The following is a 25,042-nucleotide window of genomic DNA, read 5'->3' on the forward strand; positions in this document are numbered from 1 at the left end:
ATAGTTCTCCTCACTTCGATTTTGATCCAAATTATGAGAATATATTTACTGTTATTATTGCTATTGCCATTATTTGTGAAATCACAGAATATTTCTCAGATTTATGTCCATACGGATCGTGGAGCATATTTTCCTGGCGATACCGTTTGGTTCAAAGCCTATATCATGAATGAAGGTCTTTTGGATACAGAATGCCATAATCTTTATCTAAACATTGGGAATTCTGAGGGTGTCATCCAACAACGATCTGTTCTTTTGCTTAAAAATGGTATGGCATCAGGTCATCTTGTTATTCCCAGACAAGGAATAACAACTAGCCTCTTCCTTAATGCTTATACTATAGCTATAGCTGCTCAGCCCGAATTATACTATATCAAGGGACTTCCTTTGATTCAAGAGAGTCCAACAGCTCCGCTTACAGCAAGTACTTCATTTCAGGGTAATGAGGTTCAAGTGGAGACTTATCCCATGGGTGGTAGCTTTATCCCGGGAATCACTAATGAGCTGTTGGTCAAAACTTATTTTATGGGAGGGAAGGGTGTTTCCGCCAAAGGACGGATTACTGATTCGGTAGGAGCGCTTAATATTCCCTTTCAAACGGATAGCACTGGTTATACACGAATAAAAATTAATCCCGAGCCAAAAACTACCTATAAAGTTTTCTTGACACGTGCAGATGGTGTACATGAAACAATGAGTGTGTTGGATATCAATTACGCATCCAGTAAGGTGCTTGTGCAGGATATCGGCAGTGATTCCATTCGGATTACAGTCCAAAGTAATATTGAAGCACATTATGATTTAGAAGCCCGAATCAATTACCGTAAGCTTTTTAGTAGTCCAGTTGGTTTCTCAGCAGCGGGGCAGAAGCATATATACCTTAAGAAATCAGATGTGGAGCAGGGTGTTCTACAGGTGTTCCTTCGGGACAGTGCAGGTAAACTTTCGGGGTGCTCAGCCCATATGTTAGGCACGCCATTGGAACTATTTGTTATACCAGAAGTGGCCTCTACCCAAAATTCAATGGAAGAAAAAGGGAAAAATACATTTTCAATATCGCTTCCAGGAGAAACGATAGCCTATCTTTCAATTGCCATTACCGATATCCAGATGCCGGTAGATACAATCGATAATATCGTTGGAGATCTTTTTCTAAAACCATTTTTAAGCAGTAAGAATAATGATTTGAATCAATATCTAGAAAATGGAAATAAGTTAGAGGATGTCTTACAGAATCATTTGAAGGAAATTGATTTTGTAAAGCTGGATCAACTGCCTATAGTCAAGGATAGTCTACTTTATCTAAGAGGACAGATTCAGATGCGTAAAAATGAATGGCCAAAATTTTATGCACGTTATCAAAAGTTAATTTCCACTGACAAAAAAAGCAAGATAGGTCAGCGTGGCGCATCCTTTGGTTATAAGAAACAGGGAGATAAGCAGATGGTGTTCACCGAAGTAATCCCTGATGCACGCGGTTGGTTTTCCCTACCAGGATTAACGTTTTATGATTCCTTAGAAACCCGATTTTCACAGATTTATCGTGACCTGAAGTTTGATGAATATAAGATATCCTATCATTTTTCAGATGTTGCTCCATCAGAAAGCTTGTACACCCCAGTAAAAGAAGAGCAAGCTGCACAAGTCGGTATCGGGAATAATCAGAGGTATTATTATGGTCCAGATTATTATATCGACAATAAAGGCATGCGGCATATCCGCGAAGTTCCGGTATTCCGTTCCAAGAAACAAAAGCGGTTGGATGCATTGGAAGAAAAGTACACCAGTGGTTTTTTTAAAGGTAAAGCTGAGTTTGTTTTTGACCCTAGTTCTGAAGAGCAAGTGATAAAAAGAAGTATGTCTTTGAGAGAATTCTTAGATGGAAATAAGAAAAGACCCGGACTGGGCGCTGTTTTTTTGAATGGCTGGGAGGTGGTAGAACCCAAAAGAGTTCATGAACTGCTTGAAACAGATGTAAGTCAATTTGCCTACATTAAGTATTTTGAAACTTTTGCTTGGGCAAGTCATAGATCTGCAACTTGTCTTTATCAATTAGCCCCGAATGAAATCGATAGTGAATTTGGAAAACGTATTGACGAGCAGACAGTCGCCGGCTATCTAGGGAGTGGAACATTTCAGAATAAAGTATATGATCAAACTTTGGAACGTCTCATATCCGATTATGATTATCGGCCCACTTTATATTGGAATCCTGATTTTGAAATACAAGAAAAAGAGCAAACTGTGACATTTTACAATAACAGTCGGGCCAAGGGATATTGGATCACGATTCAAGGGATTACCCAGTCGGGGAAGTTAGTTTTTTATCAGAAAAAATATTCGAATTAAATGATTTATATTTCAGCACAACCAGATGAACTATTTTTTATTTGGCAATTGGAGCTCCAGCTCTCAAATTTTAGTAATTTAGGTATTCCCAAAGAACAAATACATGTATTATTTGGAATTGAACAGAAGCCTGTAAGTGAAGATTTAGAAGTCTTTGTGGATAAATATAAAGATTTCGCTAATTTCTATCTATATTTTGATTTAAGGGAAAATACAAAATATAGATCTTCCATTAGGCCCAATATTATTAAACAACATTTTATACGTTTCCCTGAACTCAGGTATAAGACCTTGTTTTATCATGATTCTGATATACTTTTCAGTCGTATCCCGCAGGTTCCAGATTTGGATATTGATAATATCAATTATGTTTCTGATACCAGGAACTATTTGGATATATATTATATCCGGCATTTCGGAGGGGAGAAACTCTTGCAAGAGATGGTAAATATCGTTGGTATCCCTACCTCTTTGGTTGAATTAAATAAGGGTGATACCGGAGGAGCTCAGTATGTGTTGAAAAATGTTGATGCTGATTTTTGGGATAAAGTTGAACGAGATTCAGAAAATTTATATACCTGTATGCTTGATTTTAACCGATCAAAATGGGAGAAGGATTATAGTATCCATAAAACACATCAAAGTGAAAGTGATGGTATCCAAGCATGGTGTGCTGATATGTGGGCTGTTCTTTGGAATTTATGGTATTTTGGAAAAGAGGTAAAAATACATCCTGAAATGAATTTTTCTTGGCCAGATAGTCCAATCCATTTGTGGGATGAATTGGCGATTCAACATTATTCAGGTAAACATGAAGATGCTCACAAATACTTCAAAAAATCGGTTTATAGAAATTTTCCACCTTGGTATGATAAAAATCTGCGCTCAATTCCTAATACTAATTGTAGCTATAAAATTGTATCGTTAATAAATCAAAAAAGAGAAGAATATCATAAAGCACGACCAGTTTTTAAAAATTCCATAGTTATTTTTTATACACAATCATATGATGAAAATATCTTCGATTCTTTAAAAGTACAAGAGAGTTTCTTAAGTAAATATTTTGAGATGCCCATCTTTTTGTTATTAAATCATGAAGAAAAGTTTTATAATATTAATAATGAGGAAATATATCTAAAAGAGTTAAATAAAGAATCAGGTATAATGAGAAGATTTATTTTACTTCCCTTGAAATACTTAATTGATACTGTAATTTTTGAAAAACACCTTTTGAATTCAGATTTAAATTTGATTTATGATTTTAGTGCTGCTTATAATTTAGATACACTATTTAGTCAGGCTTTTACCAAAGTTTTGGAGATACAAATGTTGCAAGAAAATAAAGGTAAGTTTAATCAAACTCATCAACTAAAGTCTATTTATATTTTGGACCAAAATAATTTTGAATCTTATTGTAATTGTATTCCATCAAATTTACCGCGTGTCCAACAAGAGATTGAAACATTTATATTAAACTAAACATATGAATACCATAACAACAAACGATAGGCAAATTTCGACTCTTATCAATCTGGTAATTAATCAGCAAAGTGGGCTCATTGATGAATCCTTATTGGAGACATATATTGTTGAAGCTCTCGAAGATGATGATTATACCTTTTCATCAGGGTTATTAGGTATAGGTTGGTTTATAGCTCTTTTGGATTATGAAAAGATGATTCAGATTGATATTGATGAAATTCTTTATGATTTTGATGATAATTTATATAAAATAGCATTAAAGGTAATTGTAGATAAAAATGCTACTATTGAAGAGGTAACGAATTTAATCACATATTTTCATCAGCGTTTTTTGAGTAAAAGTAATTTGAAAAATAATTACAGGAGATTTCCGATATATGAATGTTTAAAGATGCTGATGGAAAAATGGATTACTTTAATTTCAACGTACTATAAGATATACTGTCGGATTACGTTGGCGAAGAATTTATTAAAGATGAGTTTTGTTGGGGTAAAAGCTTATGAGAATAAGGAAGGTGAGCAAGTTTTTTTTAATGTTATTGAAATTTTACTCATTGAATATTCAGCTAGTGATAAAATATTATCCGAGAAAGATATAGAAGCAATATTTTATTTGTTGATCGCAGTAAAGCAGTTTCATAACCCTCATTGGGAAAATTTAATTAGGGATGTTTTAAGTAGGAGTAAACATAATAATCGTAAAATAATGATTTTGGAACAGGTGTCTCAAATAGACTCCATAACAAAAGAAATTAGGTTATTAAACATTCATGATGAAACTGAAGTTAACGATAAAGAGTTTTTAAGTACTTTATTGTCAAGTATCAAATTTGTAAAGATCTAAATTATCTCTAAATATATTTTAATACTCATAAATTTTATTTTGCTAAAAAAATTTCCACATTATAAACAGATGGATGAGATGGACTGTGGTTCTACTTGTCTTCGCATTATATTTAAGTACTATGGTAAATTGGTTTCTATCCATAAGATTCGGAAGTTATGTCAGACGACTAGAAATGGAGTGAATTTCCTTGGTATCAGTGAAGCTGCAGAGAAATTGGGATTTCGTACCTATGGTGTCCGATTATCTCTCGAACAGCTCAAAGAAGTCGAGCTTCCCTGTATTTTACATTGGAACCAAAATCACTTTGTTGTACTTTATAAAATTAGCAAGGACAAATATTATCTTTCAGATCCGGCATCTGGGCTGATAAGCTATAATGAAAGAGAATTTAGTAAGAATTGGTTTTCAACCAGAGAACTTCATGCTGGGCTATCACTTGTATTGAGTCCAGGTCCAGATTTTTACCAGATTGACGAAGAAGAGCCCGAACTGAAACTGGAGTGGCGTAAGATTTTCACTTACTTTTATAAGTATAAAAAGCTGTTCGTTCAACTGATCTTAGGTATGGTACTTGGTACCATTTTGTCCTTGATTGCACCTTTTCTTACCCAGTCTGTTGTCGATATCGGTATCAACACAAAGAATATCAGTTTTATTAATCTGATTCTGATAGCCCAGTTGATGCTCTTTGTTGGAAGTACCGCAGTATCTTTCATCCGTTCCTGGATTATGCTCCACATTAGTACTAGAGTCAATATCTCTATTTTGACAGATCTGTTGATCAAGATCATGAAGTTGCCGATGAATTTCTTTGATCTCAAGACCCACGGAGATATTATGCAACGGATGTCGGACCAGCAGCGGATAGAGTCCTTTCTCACCGGAAGTACACTGAATACGCTATTTTCACTTGTAAATATGGTGATTTTCGGAACTTTACTCTTAATTTATAACAAAACGATTTTTCTGGTATTCATTGTTGCCACAGTACTTTATACGTTATGGATACTTGCCTTTATGAAATATCGCAGGCAGCTGGATGAAAAAAGATTTAAGATTGCTTCCGAAAACCAGACCTATATGGTGGAGATGATCCAGAGCATCAAAGATATCAAGCTTAATAATGCACAGAAACAAAAAAGGTGGGGCTGGGAAGCTTTACAAGCTAAATTATTTAAATTTAAAGTTGAGAGTTTAGCTCTATCACAGTACCAATCCATCGGTTCTATGGCTATCAATCAAGTAAAAGGAATTTTGATTACTTATATCAGTGCCAAGGCAGTGATTGATGGTGATATTACGCTTGGGGGGATGATGGCCATTCAATATATTGTCGGTATGGTCAGCAATCCAGTAGAGTCTTTACTGGGATTTATGCAATCCTACCAGGATGCTAAGATTAGTTTGGAACGGTTGAATGAAATCTACGAAACTGAAGAGGAGGAGAATATTCAGAAAGATTATCTTACCCAATTGCCCGATAATAAAACTATTGAGATTAGAAACTTGACCTTTCGTTATTTTGGAGCTGGAAATGAACCGATTTTCACTAAACTGAATCTGACCTTTCCAGAAGGGAAAACAACCGCCATAGTCGGAACAAGTGGGAGTGGCAAAACTACGATAATCAAACTCCTTCTGCGTTATTATAATCCCGAAGAAGGTGAAGTACTGATCGGAGGAAAGAAACTGGATCAGATCGACTTTGGACTGTGGCGAGACAGTTGCGGGTCGGTGCTACAAGAAAACTATGTATATGCCGATACAATTGAGCGAAATATCGCTGTTAATGATGAGTTTGCAGATAAAGCACTTTTAAATAATGCAATCAACATAGCGAATATGGAAGATTTCATCGCCAACGAACCCTTTGGTCTGGCTACAAAAATCGGCACTGCAGGTAAGGGTATTAGTCAGGGACAGCGCCAACGTTTGATGATTGCGAGAGCGGTATATAAAAATCCAACTTACATCTTTTTAGATGAAGCCACCAATTCATTGGATGCCAATAATGAAAAAGAAATTGTAGAGAAACTGGATCAATTTTTCAATAAGCGTACGGTTATCGTGGTTGCACACCGTTTGAGTACGGTTAAAAATGCAGACAATATTGTTGTACTGGAAAAAGGAACTGTCGTCGAACAAGGAACGCATCAGGAATTGACCGCCTTAAGAGGAAGTTATTATGAGTTGGTCAAAAATCAATTGGAACTAGGAAATTAAGGGTCATGGCAAATAAAATACGTATAGCAGAAGATATCCACTCTGAAGATCTACAGGAGATCATCTCCAAACCACCATCTTGGCTGCTCAAAAGAGGAATCACCTTTATTGTACTGACGGTCTTTATGATCTTTGGCTTGTCATTTTTTATCCGTTATCCTGAAATTGTAACGGTATCAATGAAATTTAATACCAGCAATGCTCCGAAGGTATTGACAGGGAAAGTTAATGGAAATTTGGTCAAGTTGTTGGTTAAAGATGGTACGGTCGTGGATAAGTATACGGATGTCGCCTATATCGAAAGCATAGCAGATCATGAGGAGGTATTGAACCTACTCGATAAGATGAAAAAAGTGAGAAGCGGAGCACTTGACTTAGCAGATCTAAAAGATATCGTCACTCCAACGGAGCTGGAGTTGGGAGAAGTTCAGAACAGCTATCAAAATTTTTATCTTTCCTATTTGAATTACCTCGCCATCAATAAAGAAGGTATTTATCAAAAAAGGAAAAACTTCATCCAGAATGAAGTCAAATATATCAATGAACAGCATAAAAGAATCCAAGAGAGTTTTGATCTTCAGAAAAGAGAACTTGCCTTGGCAGAAGAAGAATATACTAAGTACAAGATATTGGCTGATAAAAAAGTAATTAGCCAGCTCGAGCTTCAGCAAAAAGAAGCCCTTTTGTTGTCCAAGAGACAGTTTATTCCTCAGGCCGAGAATACGATTATCAGCAATCAGAGCAGTCGCCTGTCTAAAGACAAAGAGATTTCCGAGATCAATAATGAGATGTTTGAAGAAGAGAAGAAGTTCTATCAATCTCTCAATACCTTTATTAGCGATGCTGAAAATTGGAAAAAACAATATGTGATTAGTAGCCCCTCTAAGGGTACTTTAATTTATGGTGATTTTTTACAGGAAAATCAACTGGTCAAACTAGGAGACGAGCTGTTTTATGTCAATGCCAATAAAGACGATTATTATGGGGAGATACTGATTCCTCAGATCAAGTCATCCAAAGTAAAAATAGGGCAGTATGTATTGATCAAAGTACAAAGCTATCCTTATCAAGAATATGGGTATTTAAGAGGAAAGATAGATTACATATCCGATATTCCTATCAGGGATAGTGTTTTCTTTTCTAAAGTAATTCTGATTAGAAAAGAACAAGACTCTGTTATTAAACTGAAACCTGGCATTCTGGCTGATGCTGATATCATCACTGAAGATCAATCCATTTTTAAAAGAATCTGGTTAAATCTCACGAAGTCATTAAAATTTTAAACTATGATACCTACACTTATACTAAATTCAAATATTGTGCTAACAGAAGTTGATAAAGCTTCTATTGTCGTTGAGCAATTCAAAAATGGTACTATTTTGGACAACCTGAAGCATGCTATTGAGTGGGCTTTGGAAAATGATGAAGATGTAATTTATTGCATATCCAGTGAGACAAGTAAAATGTTAAATGACATTCCAAATTTGGAAGAGACAATGCACGAACTACTATTACAGCAGTTTTATATGTATTATATAGATACAAATTGTAAAGAAGAAATTCCAATCGACTCTCGAATAGCTATGCTGTCTAGGATACAAACTATTAAATCTTTTATACTTACAAAACCAATCTACAGATTTCTATTGTCAGCATTAACTGCTGAAGATTTGATTGAGAAATCCATGGAAACGTTATTCAACCTTCTATTTCTTTATCCAATTTCTATCTATCCCAATGGAAACTTTTATCCTCCATTATCAGAAAGTCATATTCGGGTTATTGCCCCATTCAGAAATGTGGTAAATTATATTGAAGATTTTTTGGAAAGTATAGAAAATCAACTGTATACAAATTACACTGTATATTTCGTTGATGATTGTTCTAGTGATGGTACTGTTAACATGATTCCAAATAATTCGAGATACAATATCAAGGTAAATGAACGTCGGAAATATGCACTTGAAAACATTGTATCTGCTCTTGAAGAAAATGATTTTAAAAATAATGATATTATTTGCATTATAGACCCTGACGATTGTCTCCCGCATAGATATGTGTTTCAGATTTTGAATAACGTCTATTGTGTAAAATCAGTTCTGATGACGTACGGTTCAATGGGATATTTAAATAGCCGAAAATGTTTTGGGAAAAGCTATAGCGAAAAAGAATTTGAAGTGGCTCGACAGTTAACCTGGTGGGTTTCTCAATTGAGAACCTTTAAATTTAAAGTTTTTATTGAGTTATTAAAGCAAGATACTTATAAAGATGTATTTAAAGATAAGGATGGAAAATATTTGAAAATGCCCTATGATATGGCTCTTATGTTTCCACTGATGGAGATTTGTGGTTATGAGCAAATCAAGTTTATAGATACTATCATGTATAAATATCGGTTACATGAAAATAATGATCAATTTGCAAATAGGGATGAGCAATATCGTGGAGAATTGATTGTTCGAGGCAAAGATAAATTTAAGGAAGTTAATTTTAAAATGAATAAAGTAAATTAAGGATTGTACCGTACTCTATTATTTTTATCAATTTGGTTTCATTGTGGAGGCATTCCAGTTACATCTTATGTTGATAAGTGATTGCAGTTCTCCAGATTTGTGAACCTCTACATGAGGAGCATGATGATGATTTCTAGTATGTCTACTAAAAAAGAGGTCTATTTTTAAGAGAATTTCTGCTTAATAAATGTGTTTTTTGATTGTTTCTATTTCAAAAAAACTCTTTTACTTATATTGGTAATCGGAATCAATTCCAAGAATTGGGAATATGATAAATCTGTAAGCAATTCATTAGATTTTATTAGCTCGGAGCTCGACTTATTAGTTGATTACTGTTGATTTGTATAGTTTTGGTAACTAGTGTTTTGTAATTAGTCAGACAGTGTCTTACTAATTTTGACCTCCTCCCTAATAACTGAAGTATTTAAGAGTAGAGAATTTGGGATAGAATTACTAATTTTAAATATGAGGAAATCCGATGAAAAAATCAAAGTAAATTATGCTTCGCATAAGCTCTCTTCGGTCGGTTTACCGAAGCTCAGATCGTCTTTTTGATCAAGCAGTCTGAGACGGGTACTCGAGGGGAAGAAGTCTGTCGCAAGATGGGCATCAGCGAGGCTACGTTTTACAATTGGAAGAAGAAATAAGGAGGTCTGGGTATCTCCAAACTACGTAAATTGCGCCATCTTGTAGAAGAGAATGCTCAGCTGAAGAAGCTTGTTGCCGATCTGAGTTTGGATAAACAGATGTTGCAGGATGTGTTAAAAAAACTAAGCACAGCGTCTCATGAGTATCGATAAAAATAAACAATGATGAATAAAACTATTGAGACCTTCTCAACGTAGAAAAATAGTGAAGGGATTTGTTGCTGACTATCGGGTTTCATTACGGAAAGCATGCGAGGTATCACGACTAAGTACTTCTGTTTGGTACTATAAAGCGTACCGTCGCGAAGATCTCCCATTACGCATAAGGATTCGTAATATAGCCGAAACATGGGTACGTTATGGACTCTGGCGTGTCTATATTTAATAAGGACAATAAGACCGTTTGGAAGCGAGTATGTAACAAGGTTAATCAATGAAATGGCCCCAGATTCAGCTGGAAACTTTCATATAAATCATGGAAACACCCCGCCTGAAATAATGAATAAAATAAAAAATAAATAGTATGAACTGGCGCTGGAAAATAAATATAGTTTTAGTTTTTTATTGCTTTATTGTATACTCGTGTAATGATAATTTACGGACAATGTCGTTAAGTGATTTTACCAGAGAAAAGTTTGAGTTGACCTTAAAAGGAGATAGTATTATAGATGACTCTAGAAATTTTCCTGGTTATGAGAATCGAGGCCAGGCTTTTATAATAGCTAAGATAATTAATAGTGAAACGATAAAAGATCTTCAGTCTTTTAAATGGTTAAAATCTAAGCCGGGCGAGTTAGTTCCGGGCAAATACAATTTTAAAGAATTTTATAAGCAATATCCAGTAATATTTGATAAACAAAACCAATATATCGAAATATTATATGACGAAATGTCTTTTAGATTTTTGGATTTAAAACAAATGTTGAAAGACATCAAATTAACAGATGTTTATTACAAGGTCCAGTCGAACAAAACGCAGTTCGGGAATATTGAAAAAAGAGTCTTGTTATATGATAAAAGCAATGGGATTCTTTTTTTAATATATGATAATTAACATTCCAGCAGAAATAGGGTATAATATTATGAGTCGAATTTGTTTTTACGTTTTATGCTTTCTTTTGACAATTTCATGTGATGATATTTTTCAAAAAATGCCTTTGGATAAACTAACGGAGGAGATATTTAGTTTACCCTTAGATCCACAGGTTGATATTATCTTAAAAGATTTTCGGGAATTTCCTGGTGAAGAAAACAGTGGGACGTCAACATCGGTCATTCAAGTGAAAAGTAAAACTACTAAAGAATATATCCAAAAACTTGCATGGACAAGATGTCCGAAGCAACCATTGAGCAGTGATAAGGATATTTTTAGCGACAAGGATAAAATATATCCTGTTGTTTTCGATCCTAATATTCAGTACGTACATATTCATTATGGGAAACGTATGGGTAGAGATGTTGATTTAAAAGAAATAATTAAGATGCCAATATCCGATATATATTATCAATTTCAGGTGAGATCGACTCAATTTGGAAATATTGAAAGGAGAGTTTTGTTATATGATAAAAGTAACGACATTCTCTTTTTAATATTTAACAATTGATGTTCCAACTGGAATACTGTAACATATAATGAATAGCAGTTTTTATGGTTGGCTTATTTGTTGTGACCTCCTCCCAAAAAACTGGACTATTTAAAAGTAGAGAATTCGATTCCGAATTCTCTACTTTTAAAATAGGAGGAAGAACGATGAAAAGTACGAGATAAATTATGCTTTGCATGAGCTCCCTTCGGTCGGTGCACCGATGCAGAGATCGTCTTTGCGATCAAGCAGTCTGAGACGAGTACCCGAGGGGTGTGTTAAAAAAACTAAGTACAGCGTCTCATGAATCCCTTTGAAATTAAACAATGATGAATAAAAGTATTGAACCTTCCCAGCGTAGAAAAAGAAAGGATTAGTTGCGGACTATCGTGTTTCATTCAATCTTAAATGATACCATTAAACGAAATTTTGTATTAACTGGTTCACCATCTAAAAACAAGGCGGGCTGAAACTTTCTGTTTTTGATTATTTTATTAACATAATTGAATAGTTCTTTGTCCAAACTATCCCTATTTTCTTTTTGCAAAGCTAAGGAGTCTACATTACCAGAATATGAAATAGAGATATTATAGAAATATTTAGGAAATACATTTTTTCCATTTTTGAGTGTTAAGGTTTTGTTCGAAATTATTAGCCTTACTTCTTCTGGGAGTGAATCTACAGGTAATAATATTGTGCTATGCCCTCCGTGATAGGGAAAGTCCTGCAGATATTTTTGTTGTTCTATAGCGTAATAAGTATTTTTATTAAATAAACGAAATTTTTCGATAAAGATTTCTCGAGGTACTTCAGTATAAATAACTGTCGCACTATCTGTGGTTTTTATTAAGATCTTATTATATGAATCGTAATCAATCCCTTTTATAGAACGGCACGTTACATCACCTTTATTTCTAAATATTATTTGATTATTGCTTTGTGTAAAATTACATCTTGTACAAAAAATTGAGGATAAACTATTCTGAATTTCTAGAAATGAATTTTGTAAAGAATCGCTTTCTAGTATAATCAGACTATTTAACGTGTCATTAAAGAAAAAATTTAAATTAGATTTTTTACCATCATTAAACTCTTTCCTATTTAATGATGATTCATTACCCTTGTTAGATGAATGCGAACAAGATATAAAGAGTGAAATAAGAATGTAAGATGAAAATTTATATAAATTTTTGCGCATATTATCTAGTAAATAGTTTTAAGAAAATGTCTTTATGAGCAAACGTTCCACCATATCTTCCCGCTTTGGACCGAATACCAATAGCGTTAGTTTGTTCAATCCATCGTTTTGGAGTCATAACAAAGCTATTGAGTCCAGCTTGTATTTTAATTCCATCGAATTCGATGGAATTAAAATTAGGATTATTGAACTGTTCCCAGAGTCCTATAAATTCTATAGTACTACGATTTCGCATCCAGTTTTGCAGTATATAATCGCTTCTTTCACTATCACGATGCTTGGCTATGTCACTCAATGAAATAAAATCATTCTCATCATGTTTATACATGGTAATGCTTACTCCCTGAACGTCTAGTTTTCTGTTTTTGCTCATAATCTCCCCGTGTTTATAATCGGTCTCGAGTGTTACTTATTGTGCTGGCTTTGAAAAATCTACTGTAATCTTAGCATTTTCTATTATATCAGCTGTATATTTTTCTTTGCTTTATTTCCCCAATATTTAAATTAGCTTTTTTTAACAAATCATCAAGGACTTCTTTAATTCATTCGTAATAAGGTTAACGCGTTGTTTGTAATTTTTCCTTTTCCGTACCACCAGTAGAAAATGCATCGGATGAAATTGAGCAGTAAAATGCTTATAATCCAAAAGATTCTATTGTTTCCATTTATCATATCATTGTTGATGATATGATAAATGGTATATATCATAACTAAAAATGGGGGAATAAAAAGGATCGCCATTTCCGTTGCTCCGATATTAATAAATGATAAGCTCATAATTTAAGGTTTTTAGTTTATAATGTGATTGTTAACAATTTTTTTTCTTTTTCATTATTACCTTTTATTAAAAGAAAAGGGGGGCTTTTTCAGCGATTATTTAAGCTTGGCGATTTATCATTAATCGATATTATCATATAAAAAGGAAGATTAGGGCCAAAAAATCTGGTACTGTTTTTTATATGCGTTTCGGTTCTAAGCACAATGTTTTTTTCCAGAAGAGGGGTTTTTAAAATATTTGTTAGTTCTTGAACATCAGTGAAGATTAACCTCTCGAAATCTGTTTTAAATTTAATCCAATAGATTTCCTTAGCTCTGTTATTAATGGCTTTACCATTAATAACAGAGCTAAGGGGATGATAGTTAATAAAATATTTTTCATTACAATTATTGCTTGTAATTGTATTACAGTTTTGAGCGCTATGTACTAAACTTTTTTAGGGATTAAAACTCACAGGCAACTCCATGGTGACATCTATGTTTTTTGCTTCTTGCACAGCTGGTGTCCATCGGGGCAAGGATTTTATAAAGTCAAGAGCTGCATCGTCCAGGATTGCATTTACGCTTTGGAACACTTTAGCATCTTTCACTCTACCGGTTTTGTCTACCACAAATCTTACTATTACTTTTCCTCTGCTGCCTTGGGCTTCATCAGGATAGATGAGGTATTCACTTACATATTCCGAGAAGGTTGATTTGCCTCGGTTGAAAACCGGCGCTTTTTCTAGCGCCCTAGACTCGGATATACGTTTTCCATTTTTATAAGAAACCGTTTTTACCTTTTCATGCTGACGGGTTATCTTACCATCGCTATCCCACTCAGTTATTTTGGTAGGCTCATTTTCTTCAAATACCATCCAGCGATTTTTTTTACCTTTTTCATCCCACCAGGTAAATTCTCCATCTCTCGTTTCGGGTTCTAGCGTGCTGTACCAGCCATCCATCTGCAGGATTCCATTTGGATAGTAATCCTGCACGCGTATTGGTTTCTTCTTTACCTCACGATATATGACACGGTAGAAATGCTTGTTTTCACGATCCGTCTTTTCCCATTTGGCATTATAATAAATCGTATCTCTGCTTTGTGCGTTTGCTTTATTAAGGATAAAAAAGCTTGCTGCAATTATTATCGATATGGATATACCCAGTGTATTCGAATTTATTCTATTCCTCATTTATATAACCCTTTAACTTTTCCTTTAGTCTATTATAGATCTTGATTTCATTTTTTAGATTTCACATCAAGCAATCTTATACTTCTTTTTATAAGACTCGCTATTGTGAATTCTGTCTACATTTTTATCTAGCCACTTTTCAATATGTGGTTTCAATAAAGAAAAATTGTACTTCAATTTAAACTGCTCTATTGGATCACCCCATACATTTTTTTCAATATAATCAGATACATATTCTAGATCTTGATTACAGTCGTACAGCTCAATTGTATCTTTTTCATCCTTACCTATTATTAAAAGAAAAGAGGATCTTTCCCATCGATTATTTAAGCTTAGCGATTTATCACTAATCGATATGATCGTATAAAAAAAAAAGATCAGGACCAAAAAATCTGGTATTGTTTTTTATATGCGTTTCGGTTCTTAACATAATGTTTTTTTCCAGAAGAGGGGTTTTTAAACTATTGGCTAGTTCTTGAACATCAGTGAAGATTAACCTCTCGAAATCTGCTTTAAATTTTTTGAATTTAATCCAGTAGATTTCATACTTAAGATTTTCCTTTTCCTTCTTTTCTCTTCTTGTTAACTCTCTTTCAATACTTTCTTTATCAAATGCTAAGAGACTTTTTTCCATTGATTTAATAAGGTCATCCATATCCGTATATTATTTTATCCCAAATGCTTTCTCGTTTTCTTTAGTCTTCTATTGGCTTATAATTGCTCACCCTATACTTTGATCCCAACCAATGAAGAAATCCCGTACGTAAATATCACAGATTCAATCGCAAGGAGTATTTTCGTAAACAAACGATCCGTTTTATTTCCTCCTTTTTTTTCAATTTTACTGATGTATCGAAATAATCCTCCGCGACCTAATTCATACGGAATAAACTCTTTTTTATACATTTTCCAAAAGATTAGCCTGACGATGTGATAGCTTACGAAGCCCAATAAAGGAATTTGCGCTATTGGATAATTTTCATATAAAAACATAAGGCTTAGTATTAACCAAATCACTGAGAACTTAATATTCCGAAACCTTAAACCAAATGCTGTTGTGAAAATTAAAAATGCAGCAGCAAATGAACTAAAATATGTAATCTGAAATCTTTTTTCAGAATGATATTCATCTAGGACTAAATAACTAACTACAGCTAAGGTGAATATTGATAAAATAACTATATCCCAGGTATCGAACTTACGAAGTTCCAATTTTGCAATTGTAAATTTCCTTTCAGAATTTCTATCAGAGTTATTCATTGATCTTATTGTTGAATTCTCAGTTTTACTAATATGGAAATTAAATAATCTCTATTTTGAAGTATATATGTCTTTTTATTTTCTCAATTCTTCTTGTCTTAGTAGTTTTCTTGAGATATCAAAAAACACTACTTTCGAAGGCAGGTATTCCGTTGGGTCAACATCAAATTTGTCACATAGTCCTGATAGCTTTTGTGAATGCACTTTCTCCACATTAAAGTAAGTATATATCATATTGTATTCATCAGATACATAGATTACTTTATATGCAGATTCGCAAGTCATGCCATTTCCACTGGAGGCAATTACTCTTCTAATTGCTCTAAATCTATCTTGATACTTTTTCCATTCAGTTTCTGGATGACCAGTTTTGAATAGGGCATAGGCCATACAGTCATTAGCTGTTAAACTAACTGGATTTACCGCCAGTATCTTTTTTGATTCGAGTATTTGGCCCTCAAAATTTTCCTCTTTTTGGAGTTTATTTAATGCTCTTTCATCTGGTTGATTTTTTAAATAGTCATCTTGAAAGGAAAAGCCATAGTATATTAGTGCGTAATCTTCAGTTGTAAGTGTATTATCAAAATCGTTGAATCTTTGCAATAATTTTGGATAGTAAGAGCTTGAATTTTTGTCTTGAATTTTTACCTTAATTTCTGAATAGTCAATCTTTAGGGCTTCTTGTGCTTTAAGGAATGAGATCAGGGAAAGTAGAAATATAAGGAACGTGATTTTTTTCATGGTCCTATTTTTCTACGGCAATACTATTTTTTTTGGAAAAATCCATAAACCACTCTGCGTTGACTGTTTTTATTGCTTTTTCAATTTGCTTCTCGCTTATAGGGAATTTGTAAATGAATTTTATGAAATTTTTGTGTTTACCCTTCTCTGTTGCTCCTTCAATTGTTTCTACGTTTTTTCTTAGAGTATACTTATGTATTTCTATGTTTTGTTCCTTAAATATTTCTGGGAGATTTTCTTTAAAAAGTTTATTTGAAAACTCCTCGTTAATATTTATACAATGATGAATTATCAAAGTGAGATAATAGGGAAGTGGTCCATATGATGATTTTATATTCTTTTCCTTAATTACTATTTGTAAGTTTTGCTTGAGGGAAGTATAAGGTTTAGCTTTAAATTTTGGATTTAGATATTCTTTCACTTTAGAATTGAAAACCTTTTCAACAAAGCTTTGAAGCGTGTTAACAGTTAATTCAATCTGACCCGATATTATTCCCAGATAGGTACCTTCACCTAAATCGGAATATTTGTCTAAATCAAAGTGCTCAAGTCCTAAGTGTGTCCTCTGCTTTTCCAAGTTCTTAATAACTATTTCCGATAGCATCATGATAATTAGATTATTTATTTTTTTGTTTTATCGATTTATTATTATTACCTTTGATATAGTATAAGCGACTAATTTGATGGAGTTTAAACACCCCATCTTTACGATGTCACTCATGAACGAAGCTGTCAATTTCCACATGAGTAGATCGTGAGCTCGCTATCTATTGGATTTTATTATCTTTGTGATATTAATTCAATAGAGCGAAGCTCATGTAAATCTTCTGTGGATCCACAATTTTGGTTGTGGCGGTTCTTGACAGCACCAGTTCAGAAGTTTTGAGCCTCGCTCTATTGGTATTTTACCAATTAAGTCTACTTTAAACTTCTTGCGTGCCATCGTTCATATAACCTTTTATAATTATGATGAAACGATTAAAAACCACCAAAAGAACCACCAAAGACATGATCCAGGATCAAGGTCATCGGTTCGCCAATTCCCAAATTTTAAAGAACAATTTTCGTCCACCGCAATAAGCCGCTAAAATTTAAACATAGTCCAAGTAGGATGGGGGGAGCTTATGTCCAATCGAAAGGTTGAGGTCATTAGTAATTAAGTAAGGCGTATACACCAGACTAAATACTAAAGATATCTTGCTCTTGATAGGTCAATATCAGCTTCTTAATATCCAAAAATGGAATATGTTACCGACTTTTATTTTAGTGGTACACAATTGCTTGTGAAGCCCAACTAGAATTAATCTGTATTTTAAAGTATAGCAACTTAAAATTACAATTTTCTAGCGGTAAAGCAACTATTTGTTGTCATATTTTATCGTGATACACTAATATTTTAATATCGGTTTTAGTTCTTTAAACCAAATTATGCAATAACGAAGACCCTATTATAACCAATTGACGAAGACTTAAAATTGCATTTTTCTTATTTATTTTTTTAACCTGGTTTCCTTAAAGGCCAATGCTATGTCCAATTAGTACGGACTTAAGGGAGCCAATTTAAACCATTAGAAATAATGCAAAAATCTTGCACAGGGGAGAGCTATGGGCTATCCCAAGAGGAAGGAATGTTTTCGTATTTGAGTGAAAAGAAGGTTCCAGTTATCAAAAAACCAATTATGATAACAGATTTACCTATACGATCATTGAAGAGACCAGTACCAGTCCCTTATGAAGGGCGGCATACACATACACTGAAGAGTCCTATTAAAGTAAGACCTAAAGAGCGTTACTATTCGTTCCTGAATCCATCCCAAGGACAGTCAAGTTTCCTACAGTGCTGTCGTGCGAGATGACCGTAGCGATGTGCTCCGTATATCACTGGCTCATATGGCCATCTATGAGTGCTACCTGTTTGCACTTGGACTGCCTGCCAATTTCCCGACAGAGCAGATCATTGTTTATGGTTACGAACGAGCAAAGTACATTCCATGTAAAATCTGTCCCGACAGTGAAAACCATCTGTACGATTATGAGCTCACTGTCCCTGCTAATACAGAAAGGGAAGAATACCGACAACGGATGCTAAACGATCTGAACGAACACTTTCAATTGGATGTGCGCGTCGAAAAGCTTTCCATCGTAAAAGACAGTCGGCAGATCATGACAAAGAAAGGCGAGTCCGTCGAGCTCATCTGGTAAGAACAGCCAACAATGATCATGAAAACAAAACAAGTTAGGGTAGCAACATCAGTAGAAAATAGACTGGCTGCAAGTATTTAAGAAAAAAGGATCATAGCTTTCTGCCCCCTGTTAATCAGGAGTAAAACAAAGCCTGAAAAAGGGTAAGGAGAGTGTTATGCCTAAAAAATCAAATTATGAAAAGAAAAATAAACCATATAAGTAAGCACTGGGAATACCTCCGAATGCTATTAAAGCCAGGAGGTGAATGCCTTTTGGTCATCAGTAAGATGCTGAAGTTAATCCTGTTACTGCCATTTCCGATGGTCGGTATTGTACACGATGTACATGCAGCAAATAAGGCGTATGTACAAGTAGATTACGTGCTAAAAGGCACCGTCTTATCTGCTGTGGACGGTAAACCACTCGAAGGCGTATCCATCAAAGTCGAAGCCGAAAAGGGGAGAGCTTCCACCAAGAAAGACGGAACTTTCAGTATGAATGTCGAACATAGAAAAGGCTTGGTTATGTTTAGTTACGTAGGCTACAAAAGCCAAGAACTCAATTATACCGCAGGAGTATCATTAATCGTGAAATTGATACCCGAAGACAAAAAACTCGAAGAAGTCGAGGTTGTATCGACAGGTTATCAGAAAATACCAAAAGAACGCGCAACCGGAAGCTTTGAATTTGTGGACAACAAACTGTTCAACCGGAAAGTATCAACAGACTTCGTGAGTAGGTTGGAGGATGTGGTACCGGGGATAACATCGTTCAAGATATATCCTGAGAATAAAGGCAATTTACTAAATATCAATATTAGAGGGATGAGTACTTTGCGTTCAGAAGTTTGGCCTTTAGTTGTAATCGATGGTGTCCCATACGATAGTAGAAATGCAGACTATGGCAAAGGAGCTTTTAACAATATCAATCCGAATGATATTGAAAATATCACCGTATTAAAGGATGCCGCTGCCTCTTCCATATGGGGGGCGCAGTCTGGAAATGGTGTCATTGTGATTACGACAAAACGTGGGAAGTTTAACGAACGTACACAGTTGAGTTTCAATTCTAATGTCAGTATCAAGGCTAAGCCAGATCTATATTATTACTCGCAAATGGCAACATCCGATTATATTGATGCCCAACAATATTTGTTCGATCAAGGTAAATATAACCGTTGGTTTCGAGATAAATATTACAATCCGCAACCAGCACTATGGCTCATGTACAATAAAAATAATGGGGATATATCCGAAGCAGAGTTTAATAAAGAAATTTCAGTCATGAAGAACACGGATCTGCGAGATGATTTCTTAAAATACATCTACCGCAATGCTGTGAATCAACAATATCATGCGCAATTGCAATCGGGTGGTGAAAAAGTTAATACACTCATTTCTGCAGGTTACGACAAGAACTTAAACGATGTGGTTAAGTCATCTTACAATCGATTGAATTTGAAATCGAATACTCAATTCAAGCCCGTTAAGAATATGGTTTTGGATGTTGGGCTGATGTATACTGAAAGTAAAAATCAAGAATCTTTATTACCAGTGGCCTACAATAGACTGGCAAATGGTATGCAAAATTATCCTTATATGCAGTTGGCGGATGAATATGGAAATGCTTTAGAAGTAAACGGAAGTGGTCTTAATCCTGTTTTCCGTGATACCGTAGCGGGTGGTCGTCTATTGGATTGGTCCTATTATCCGTTGAAGGAATTGGATGAGTCGAATCAAATGCAAAATGTGAATGAGTTCTTCACGACCCTGAATGCGGCGTATCATTTTGATTTTGGATTAAAGTTTAATGTGCTTTATGCATATCAACGTTCTTCAACCAAGTTTGAAGAATGGCGAGGTATGGGGACGATGGCACAACGAGATCTTATCAATCGTTATGCAAGTTGGGATGATGCAAAGGTTATCTGGAAACCTTCCTGTGGGTGATACTTATACGGTCGTAGATTGGGGTAACCAAACACATCAAAGTCGCGGGACTGGGGAGTTTAACAGAAAGTGGAATGATAAACATGAACTTTCCCTGTTTTCTGGAGTAGAATTCAGAAAAATTCGCAAAAATGTAAATTCAAGCCAATATCATGGCTTTGATAAGGAGACCGGATCGTTCAAGTCGGTCCCATTTGGCATACCAGTACCTATGTTGAATGGGATCATGGGTGTAGGAAGAATTAATGATTTAAATCATTATGAACTATTTCAAAATAACTTTTATTCTTATTTTGCTAATGTCGGTTATACCTATTTAAATAAATATTTACTAAGTGGTTCGTATCGAAAAGATGCTTCTAATCTTTTTGGCGTCAAGAGTAATGATCGTGGACAACCCTTTTGGTCCCTTGGTGCCGCTTGGATACTATCTCAGGAATCCTTTATGCAATACAGCCCATTTGACTATTTGAAATTTCGCAGTACTTATGGTTATAATGGCAATGTGAATAACAGCGTTTCGGCCTATCCGATTATTTCTATTGAGAGTGAAGCTCATTATATCAGCAATCAAAATTATGGTATGATTAGCACACCACCCAACCCCAGTTTACGTTGGGAACGGGTAGCCATCACCAATCTTGGGCTTGATTTTGCGTTGAAAGGAAACAGGGTTTCGGGTAGTGTTGAATATTATGTCAAAAATGCGAAGGATCTGATTGCTCCAGATCGTGTCGATCCGAGTACGGGGTTTACGACCTTAATGATCAATAGTGGGAATATTCGCACCAAAGGTTGGGATATTTCATTAAATGCGATTCCTATTCAACGAAAGGATTGGACATGGAACAGTAATTTCGTTTTCACCAATTCACGTACCAAAGTGCTGCAATCGTACATCGAAAACGAGAATGGAAAAGATTTTATCAGTGAAGCGCAATCCAACCCTAGGACGCCAATTGAAGGGATAGACCTCTATAGCTTGTTGGCCTATAAATCGGCTGGTTTGGATCCTGAAACGGGTGAGGCACGCGCTTATCTGAATGGGGAAGTGTCCAAAGATTATAGCGCCCTCTTAGCCCTTAAGGTACATGATCTTGAAAATTATGGTTCAACTGTGCCACTATATACTGGTAGTTGGCGAAACAGCATCCGCTATAAGGCATTGGAGTTATCATGGAATATTGCCTATCAATTGGGGCATAAATTTCTGCGAAATTCCTTTGATAATAATCTGTTTTTAAACAGTGATATCGGCCATAAAGATTACGCGCTACGGTGGCAAAAATCAGGGGATGAGCTAAAAACGGATGTACCCGCATTTAAATATCCTGCAAATCTAGGCAGCCAAGTGTTTATGCGTTCGTCTGCCTTATTGGAGAATGGTGGGCAGATTAAGCTCCGAGATATCCAAATGAGTATAGATATACCGTTTGCATCCAGTTTTAAATTGAAGAACTGTCGGGTATACGCTTATGTACAAAATGTTGGTATCATCTGGCGAGGAAATAAGTTGGGTATTGATACTGAATATGGATCCAATATACCTGATGCGATGCAATCGTCCTTAGGTCTTAGTTTTAACCTTTAATGCCCGGAATCATGAAAATATACATTTCTATTTTTAGCATCTCTACGCTATTGTCTTTTTGTTGTTGCACTAATTTTTTAGAAGTAAAGCCGGATATCAAGATGGTCATCCCTAAAAGTCTGGACGATGCCGAATTGTTGTTGAATGATTATAGTGCCATGAATATGGGCTATCCCATATACGGTGAATGGTCTGCTGATGAATATTATGTTGCACCCGAAGTATTCGACGGGGCGTTAAATTTTGATCAACGTAATACGTACACCTGGATGGACATCATCTATGATGATGTAGCACAATGGCAAAGACCTTATAAAGCGGTATACAATGCTAATCAAGTCATGGAAATAATTGCTAAAGTGGAAGTTGGTTTGAATGCAGAGAAAACCAAAAACCTATTGGGTATAGCACATTTTTTTCGCGCATTTGCCTTTCAGCAATTGGTGGAAGTATTTGCTCCCGCATATCAGGTAGCAACAGCTTCTACTGAAATGGGAATCCCGTTGCGATTGAGCCCAGCTATTGATGATGCATCTATTCGTGCCTCTGTTCAAGAAACGTATGATCAGATTATAAAAGATTACAAAGAGGCATCCTACAGATTGCCCATACATGAAGGGATAACGGGCAGACCTTTTCGAGCGAGTGCTTATGCGGGTTTGGCAAGAAACCTACTTGGTGATAGGCAAGTTTGAGGAGGCTTATCTGTACGCGGATTCTTGTTTACAATTGAAAAGTGAACTGATGGATTTTAATGGTTTAAATAAGAACAGAAACTTACCGATTGACCAATTCAATGTAGAGGTATTATTTCCGGCCATATCAGCAACTGCAGGGCCCATGAGTCTCAATAATGGTTTGGTTGACTCGATGTTGTATAGGAGCTATGTATCTACAGATTTGCGGAAGGCTATTTTCTTTCAAGAGAACACTTATCCATTAGATTCCTATGGCTATAAGGGCAGCTATGATAACGGAATGGCGAATTTGTTTGTTGGCCTTACCACAAGTGAAGTTTATCTCATAAAAGCGGAGGCAGCGGCAAGAACTGGTAAAATCGATGTCGCTTTAGCAGTATTGAACTCCTTGGGAGAAAAACGATATGAGCAGCACACCTATCTTGCAGTTATGGAACGAAATACCGAAAAGCTATTATCTCTAATCTTGAAAGAAAGACAAAAGGAATTGGTATTTCGTGGACGACGCTGGTCTGATCTGAAAAGATTGAACCTAGACCCTCGCTTTCAAAAAACGTTGAAGCGCGAGATGCATGGAATGATATATCAATTAGAGCCCAATAGCCGAAAATTTGCCTATAGGCTACCTGAAATCGTGGTCAATAATGGGAAATTACCACAGAATAAACGTTAATCATTTATAAAGAAGAGAAAATGAAATATTTAAAATTAATAGCACTGATGTGCATGATGCTGATAACGGTTTTTTATACAAATGCACAGTCTGGTAAAAAAGTGGATTTGAGTAAAGCACTCCAAGTGGGCGATACTTTTGTGCCGCCAAGGTCAGTACAGCAGATGCGTGGAAGCGGAAAACCGATTGATCTACAAAAATTCGGAGACAAAGTGGTGATATTGGATTTTTTTGATTCTTTCTGTGGCATTTGTATACAAACGATGCCTAAGTTGCAGAAACTACAAGAGAAGTTAAAAGACAAGCTACAGATTATTACTGTTGGTTGGCAGGATAAGGAAACTTTGGATAAATTCTTTGAACAGAATGAATTTTTAAAGGAGAATAAGGTCAATCTACCCGTTATCTATTCGGATGTGTATTTAAAAGAGCGGTTTCCCCACATCAGCGTTCCTCATGTTGCATTTTTGCATAAAGGAAAAGTGAAGGCGATAGCCAGTAGTGATATGGTAATTGAAGATGTTATATTGAAACTTTATAAGGAGGAGCAGATAGATTTCCCACTCAAAGATGATTATGGGAAAGGAAATTTATTGGCATTGGACAGGAGTGAAATAAAAGTTAAGGGAGCAAGTTCATTTTCTGGTTATCAAAATGGAGTACCGTACGAATCCTTTAGAAGAAAACTGGACAGTGTAACCGGATTACAAAAGACTTCTTTCTACAATGTGTCCATCTATAGCGCGGTGCTGTTTACTCATGCTAAAATAAAAAAAGGAGGTTATGTACCAAGACCAGAGCGACTGCTATTAAAAGTAAAGGACCCGAATCGTTATGATGATACCGCTAATGTTGGAGATCTCTGGTATATGCAAAATGCAATCTCTTATGAACGTTTGGACGCAATAGAACGTACAGATTCAGCTCAGGCAAAAGTTGTGCTACAGGATTTACATAGCTTTTTAGGTATCCGAACCTATAAAGCGATGAAAAATATCGAATGCCTCATACTGAAGCCTTGTCCAATAATACCATATGCAGGAAAAGCACCCCTGAATGGTTTGACATTTGAAGGCAGTTCGGTCCTCGCGGTCATGACTGATATGGGGCGACAATTTCCCCCAGTTTCTGGACTTGGTCAAAAGTAAGGTG

The 25,042-nt window shown here is 35.3% G+C and carries 23 protein-coding genes and 1 pseudogene; 16 read left to right on the forward strand and 8 right to left on the reverse strand.

What is annotated here, in order from left to right:
• Positions 1–33 precede the first annotated feature (33 nt).
• The 9 genes and pseudogenes from ACFX5U_RS07630 to ACFX5U_RS07670 all read left to right on the forward strand — a co-directional run bounded on the left by ACFX5U_RS07630 (position 34) and on the right by ACFX5U_RS07670 (position 11,665).
• Positions 34–2,349 carry a hypothetical protein gene (locus ACFX5U_RS07630; protein ID WP_400262936.1) on the forward strand — a complete coding sequence of 772 codons (2,316 nt, stop codon included), beginning with the start codon at positions 34–36 and terminating at the stop codon, positions 2,347–2,349.
• Positions 2,350–3,828 carry a hypothetical protein gene (locus ACFX5U_RS07635; RefSeq protein ID WP_400262937.1) on the forward strand — a complete coding sequence of 493 codons (1,479 nt, stop codon included), beginning with the start codon at positions 2,350–2,352 and terminating at the stop codon, positions 3,826–3,828.
• A gap of 4 nt (positions 3,829–3,832) precedes the next feature.
• Positions 3,833–4,675, forward strand: coding sequence for a hypothetical protein (locus ACFX5U_RS07640; RefSeq protein ID WP_400262938.1), 843 nt, complete (start codon positions 3,833–3,835; stop codon positions 4,673–4,675).
• 39 nt (positions 4,676–4,714) lie between these two features.
• A complete protein-coding gene (locus ACFX5U_RS07645) occupies positions 4,715–6,901 on the forward strand; it encodes a peptidase domain-containing ABC transporter (protein WP_400262939.1) in 2,187 nt (728 codons plus the stop codon).
• A 5-nt stretch (positions 6,902–6,906) separates the two neighbouring features.
• Entirely contained in the window at positions 6,907–8,184 is a 1,278-nt protein-coding gene (locus tag ACFX5U_RS07650; RefSeq protein WP_400262940.1) for an HlyD family secretion protein, read from the forward strand.
• A gap of 3 nt (positions 8,185–8,187) precedes the next feature.
• Entirely contained in the window at positions 8,188–9,414 is a 1,227-nt protein-coding gene (locus ACFX5U_RS07655; protein ID WP_400262941.1) for a glycosyltransferase family A protein, read from the forward strand.
• 536 nt (positions 9,415–9,950) lie between these two features.
• Positions 9,951–10,061 (forward strand): annotated as a pseudogene (locus ACFX5U_RS07660) (transposase); the annotation flags it as partial.
• 604 nt (positions 10,062–10,665) lie between these two features.
• Positions 10,666–11,115 carry a hypothetical protein gene (locus tag ACFX5U_RS07665; protein WP_400262942.1) on the forward strand — a complete coding sequence of 150 codons (450 nt, stop codon included), beginning with the start codon at positions 10,666–10,668 and terminating at the stop codon, positions 11,113–11,115.
• Positions 11,116–11,212: 97 nt separating this feature from the next.
• On the forward strand, positions 11,213–11,665 hold the full coding sequence (locus ACFX5U_RS07670; RefSeq protein ID WP_400262943.1) for a hypothetical protein: 453 nt from the start codon (positions 11,213–11,215) through the stop codon (positions 11,663–11,665).
• A gap of 373 nt (positions 11,666–12,038) precedes the next feature.
• On the opposite strand, the gene ACFX5U_RS07675 is transcribed toward ACFX5U_RS07670, so the two are convergent.
• The 8 genes from ACFX5U_RS07675 to ACFX5U_RS07710 form a co-directional block, all read right to left on the reverse strand.
• The gene (locus ACFX5U_RS07675; protein ID WP_400262944.1) at positions 12,039–12,842 is read right to left on the reverse strand and encodes a hypothetical protein; all 804 of its coding nucleotides are present in this window, start codon (positions 12,840–12,842) and stop codon (positions 12,039–12,041) included.
• A gap of 1 nt (position 12,843) precedes the next feature.
• Positions 12,844–13,215: a KilA-N domain-containing protein gene (locus ACFX5U_RS07680; protein ID WP_400262945.1), complete on the reverse strand. Its 372-nt coding sequence runs from the start codon at positions 13,213–13,215 to the stop codon at positions 12,844–12,846.
• Positions 13,216–13,379: 164 nt separating this feature from the next.
• Positions 13,380–13,619 carry a PLDc N-terminal domain-containing protein gene (locus ACFX5U_RS07685; RefSeq protein WP_400262946.1) on the reverse strand — a complete coding sequence of 80 codons (240 nt, stop codon included), beginning with the start codon at positions 13,617–13,619 and terminating at the stop codon, positions 13,380–13,382.
• A 437-nt stretch (positions 13,620–14,056) separates the two neighbouring features.
• Entirely contained in the window at positions 14,057–14,794 is a 738-nt protein-coding gene (locus tag ACFX5U_RS07690; protein WP_400262947.1) for a TonB family protein, read from the reverse strand.
• A gap of 346 nt (positions 14,795–15,140) precedes the next feature.
• A complete protein-coding gene (locus ACFX5U_RS07695) occupies positions 15,141–15,449 on the reverse strand; it encodes a hypothetical protein (protein ID WP_400262948.1) in 309 nt (102 codons plus the stop codon).
• A 71-nt stretch (positions 15,450–15,520) separates the two neighbouring features.
• Complete coding sequence (locus ACFX5U_RS07700; protein ID WP_400262949.1) at positions 15,521–16,054, reverse strand: hypothetical protein; 534 nt, start codon at positions 16,052–16,054, stop codon at positions 15,521–15,523.
• 75 nt (positions 16,055–16,129) lie between these two features.
• Entirely contained in the window at positions 16,130–16,795 is a 666-nt protein-coding gene (locus ACFX5U_RS07705) for a DUF4919 domain-containing protein (RefSeq protein ID WP_400262950.1), read from the reverse strand.
• Positions 16,796–16,799: 4 nt separating this feature from the next.
• Positions 16,800–17,402 (reverse strand): hypothetical protein, encoded by a 603-nt coding sequence (locus ACFX5U_RS07710; RefSeq protein WP_400262951.1) that lies wholly within the window; start codon positions 17,400–17,402, stop codon positions 16,800–16,802.
• A 970-nt stretch (positions 17,403–18,372) separates the two neighbouring features.
• Between ACFX5U_RS07710 and ACFX5U_RS07715 the strand changes: the two genes are divergently transcribed.
• From ACFX5U_RS07715 to ACFX5U_RS07745, 7 genes are all read left to right on the forward strand, one after another.
• Positions 18,373–18,651: a hypothetical protein gene (locus ACFX5U_RS07715; RefSeq protein WP_400262952.1), complete on the forward strand. Its 279-nt coding sequence runs from the start codon at positions 18,373–18,375 to the stop codon at positions 18,649–18,651.
• Positions 18,652–18,685: 34 nt separating this feature from the next.
• On the forward strand, positions 18,686–18,997 hold the full coding sequence (locus tag ACFX5U_RS07720) for a hypothetical protein (RefSeq protein ID WP_400262953.1): 312 nt from the start codon (positions 18,686–18,688) through the stop codon (positions 18,995–18,997).
• A 176-nt stretch (positions 18,998–19,173) separates the two neighbouring features.
• The gene (locus tag ACFX5U_RS07725) at positions 19,174–20,928 is read left to right on the forward strand and encodes a TonB-dependent receptor plug domain-containing protein (RefSeq protein ID WP_400262954.1); all 1,755 of its coding nucleotides are present in this window, start codon (positions 19,174–19,176) and stop codon (positions 20,926–20,928) included.
• A complete protein-coding gene (locus ACFX5U_RS07730) occupies positions 20,891–22,519 on the forward strand; it encodes a hypothetical protein (protein ID WP_400262955.1) in 1,629 nt (542 codons plus the stop codon). The genes ACFX5U_RS07725 and ACFX5U_RS07730 overlap by 38 nt, the downstream gene beginning before the upstream one ends.
• Before the next feature lie 11 nt (positions 22,520–22,530).
• Positions 22,531–23,214 carry a RagB/SusD family nutrient uptake outer membrane protein gene (locus ACFX5U_RS07735; protein WP_400262956.1) on the forward strand — a complete coding sequence of 228 codons (684 nt, stop codon included), beginning with the start codon at positions 22,531–22,533 and terminating at the stop codon, positions 23,212–23,214.
• Positions 23,171–23,890, forward strand: coding sequence for a RagB/SusD family nutrient uptake outer membrane protein (locus tag ACFX5U_RS07740; RefSeq protein WP_400262957.1), 720 nt, complete (start codon positions 23,171–23,173; stop codon positions 23,888–23,890). Before ACFX5U_RS07735 ends, ACFX5U_RS07740 begins: the two co-directional genes overlap by 44 nt.
• 20 nt (positions 23,891–23,910) lie before the next feature.
• Positions 23,911–25,038 carry a TlpA family protein disulfide reductase gene (locus tag ACFX5U_RS07745; protein WP_400262958.1) on the forward strand — a complete coding sequence of 376 codons (1,128 nt, stop codon included), beginning with the start codon at positions 23,911–23,913 and terminating at the stop codon, positions 25,036–25,038.
• Positions 25,039–25,042: the final 4 nt, after the last annotated feature.

Origin of the sequence: Sphingobacterium sp. SG20118, assembly GCF_044740685.1 — a bacterium.
In the GTDB taxonomy this organism is placed as follows: domain Bacteria; phylum Bacteroidota; class Bacteroidia; order Sphingobacteriales; family Sphingobacteriaceae; genus Sphingobacterium.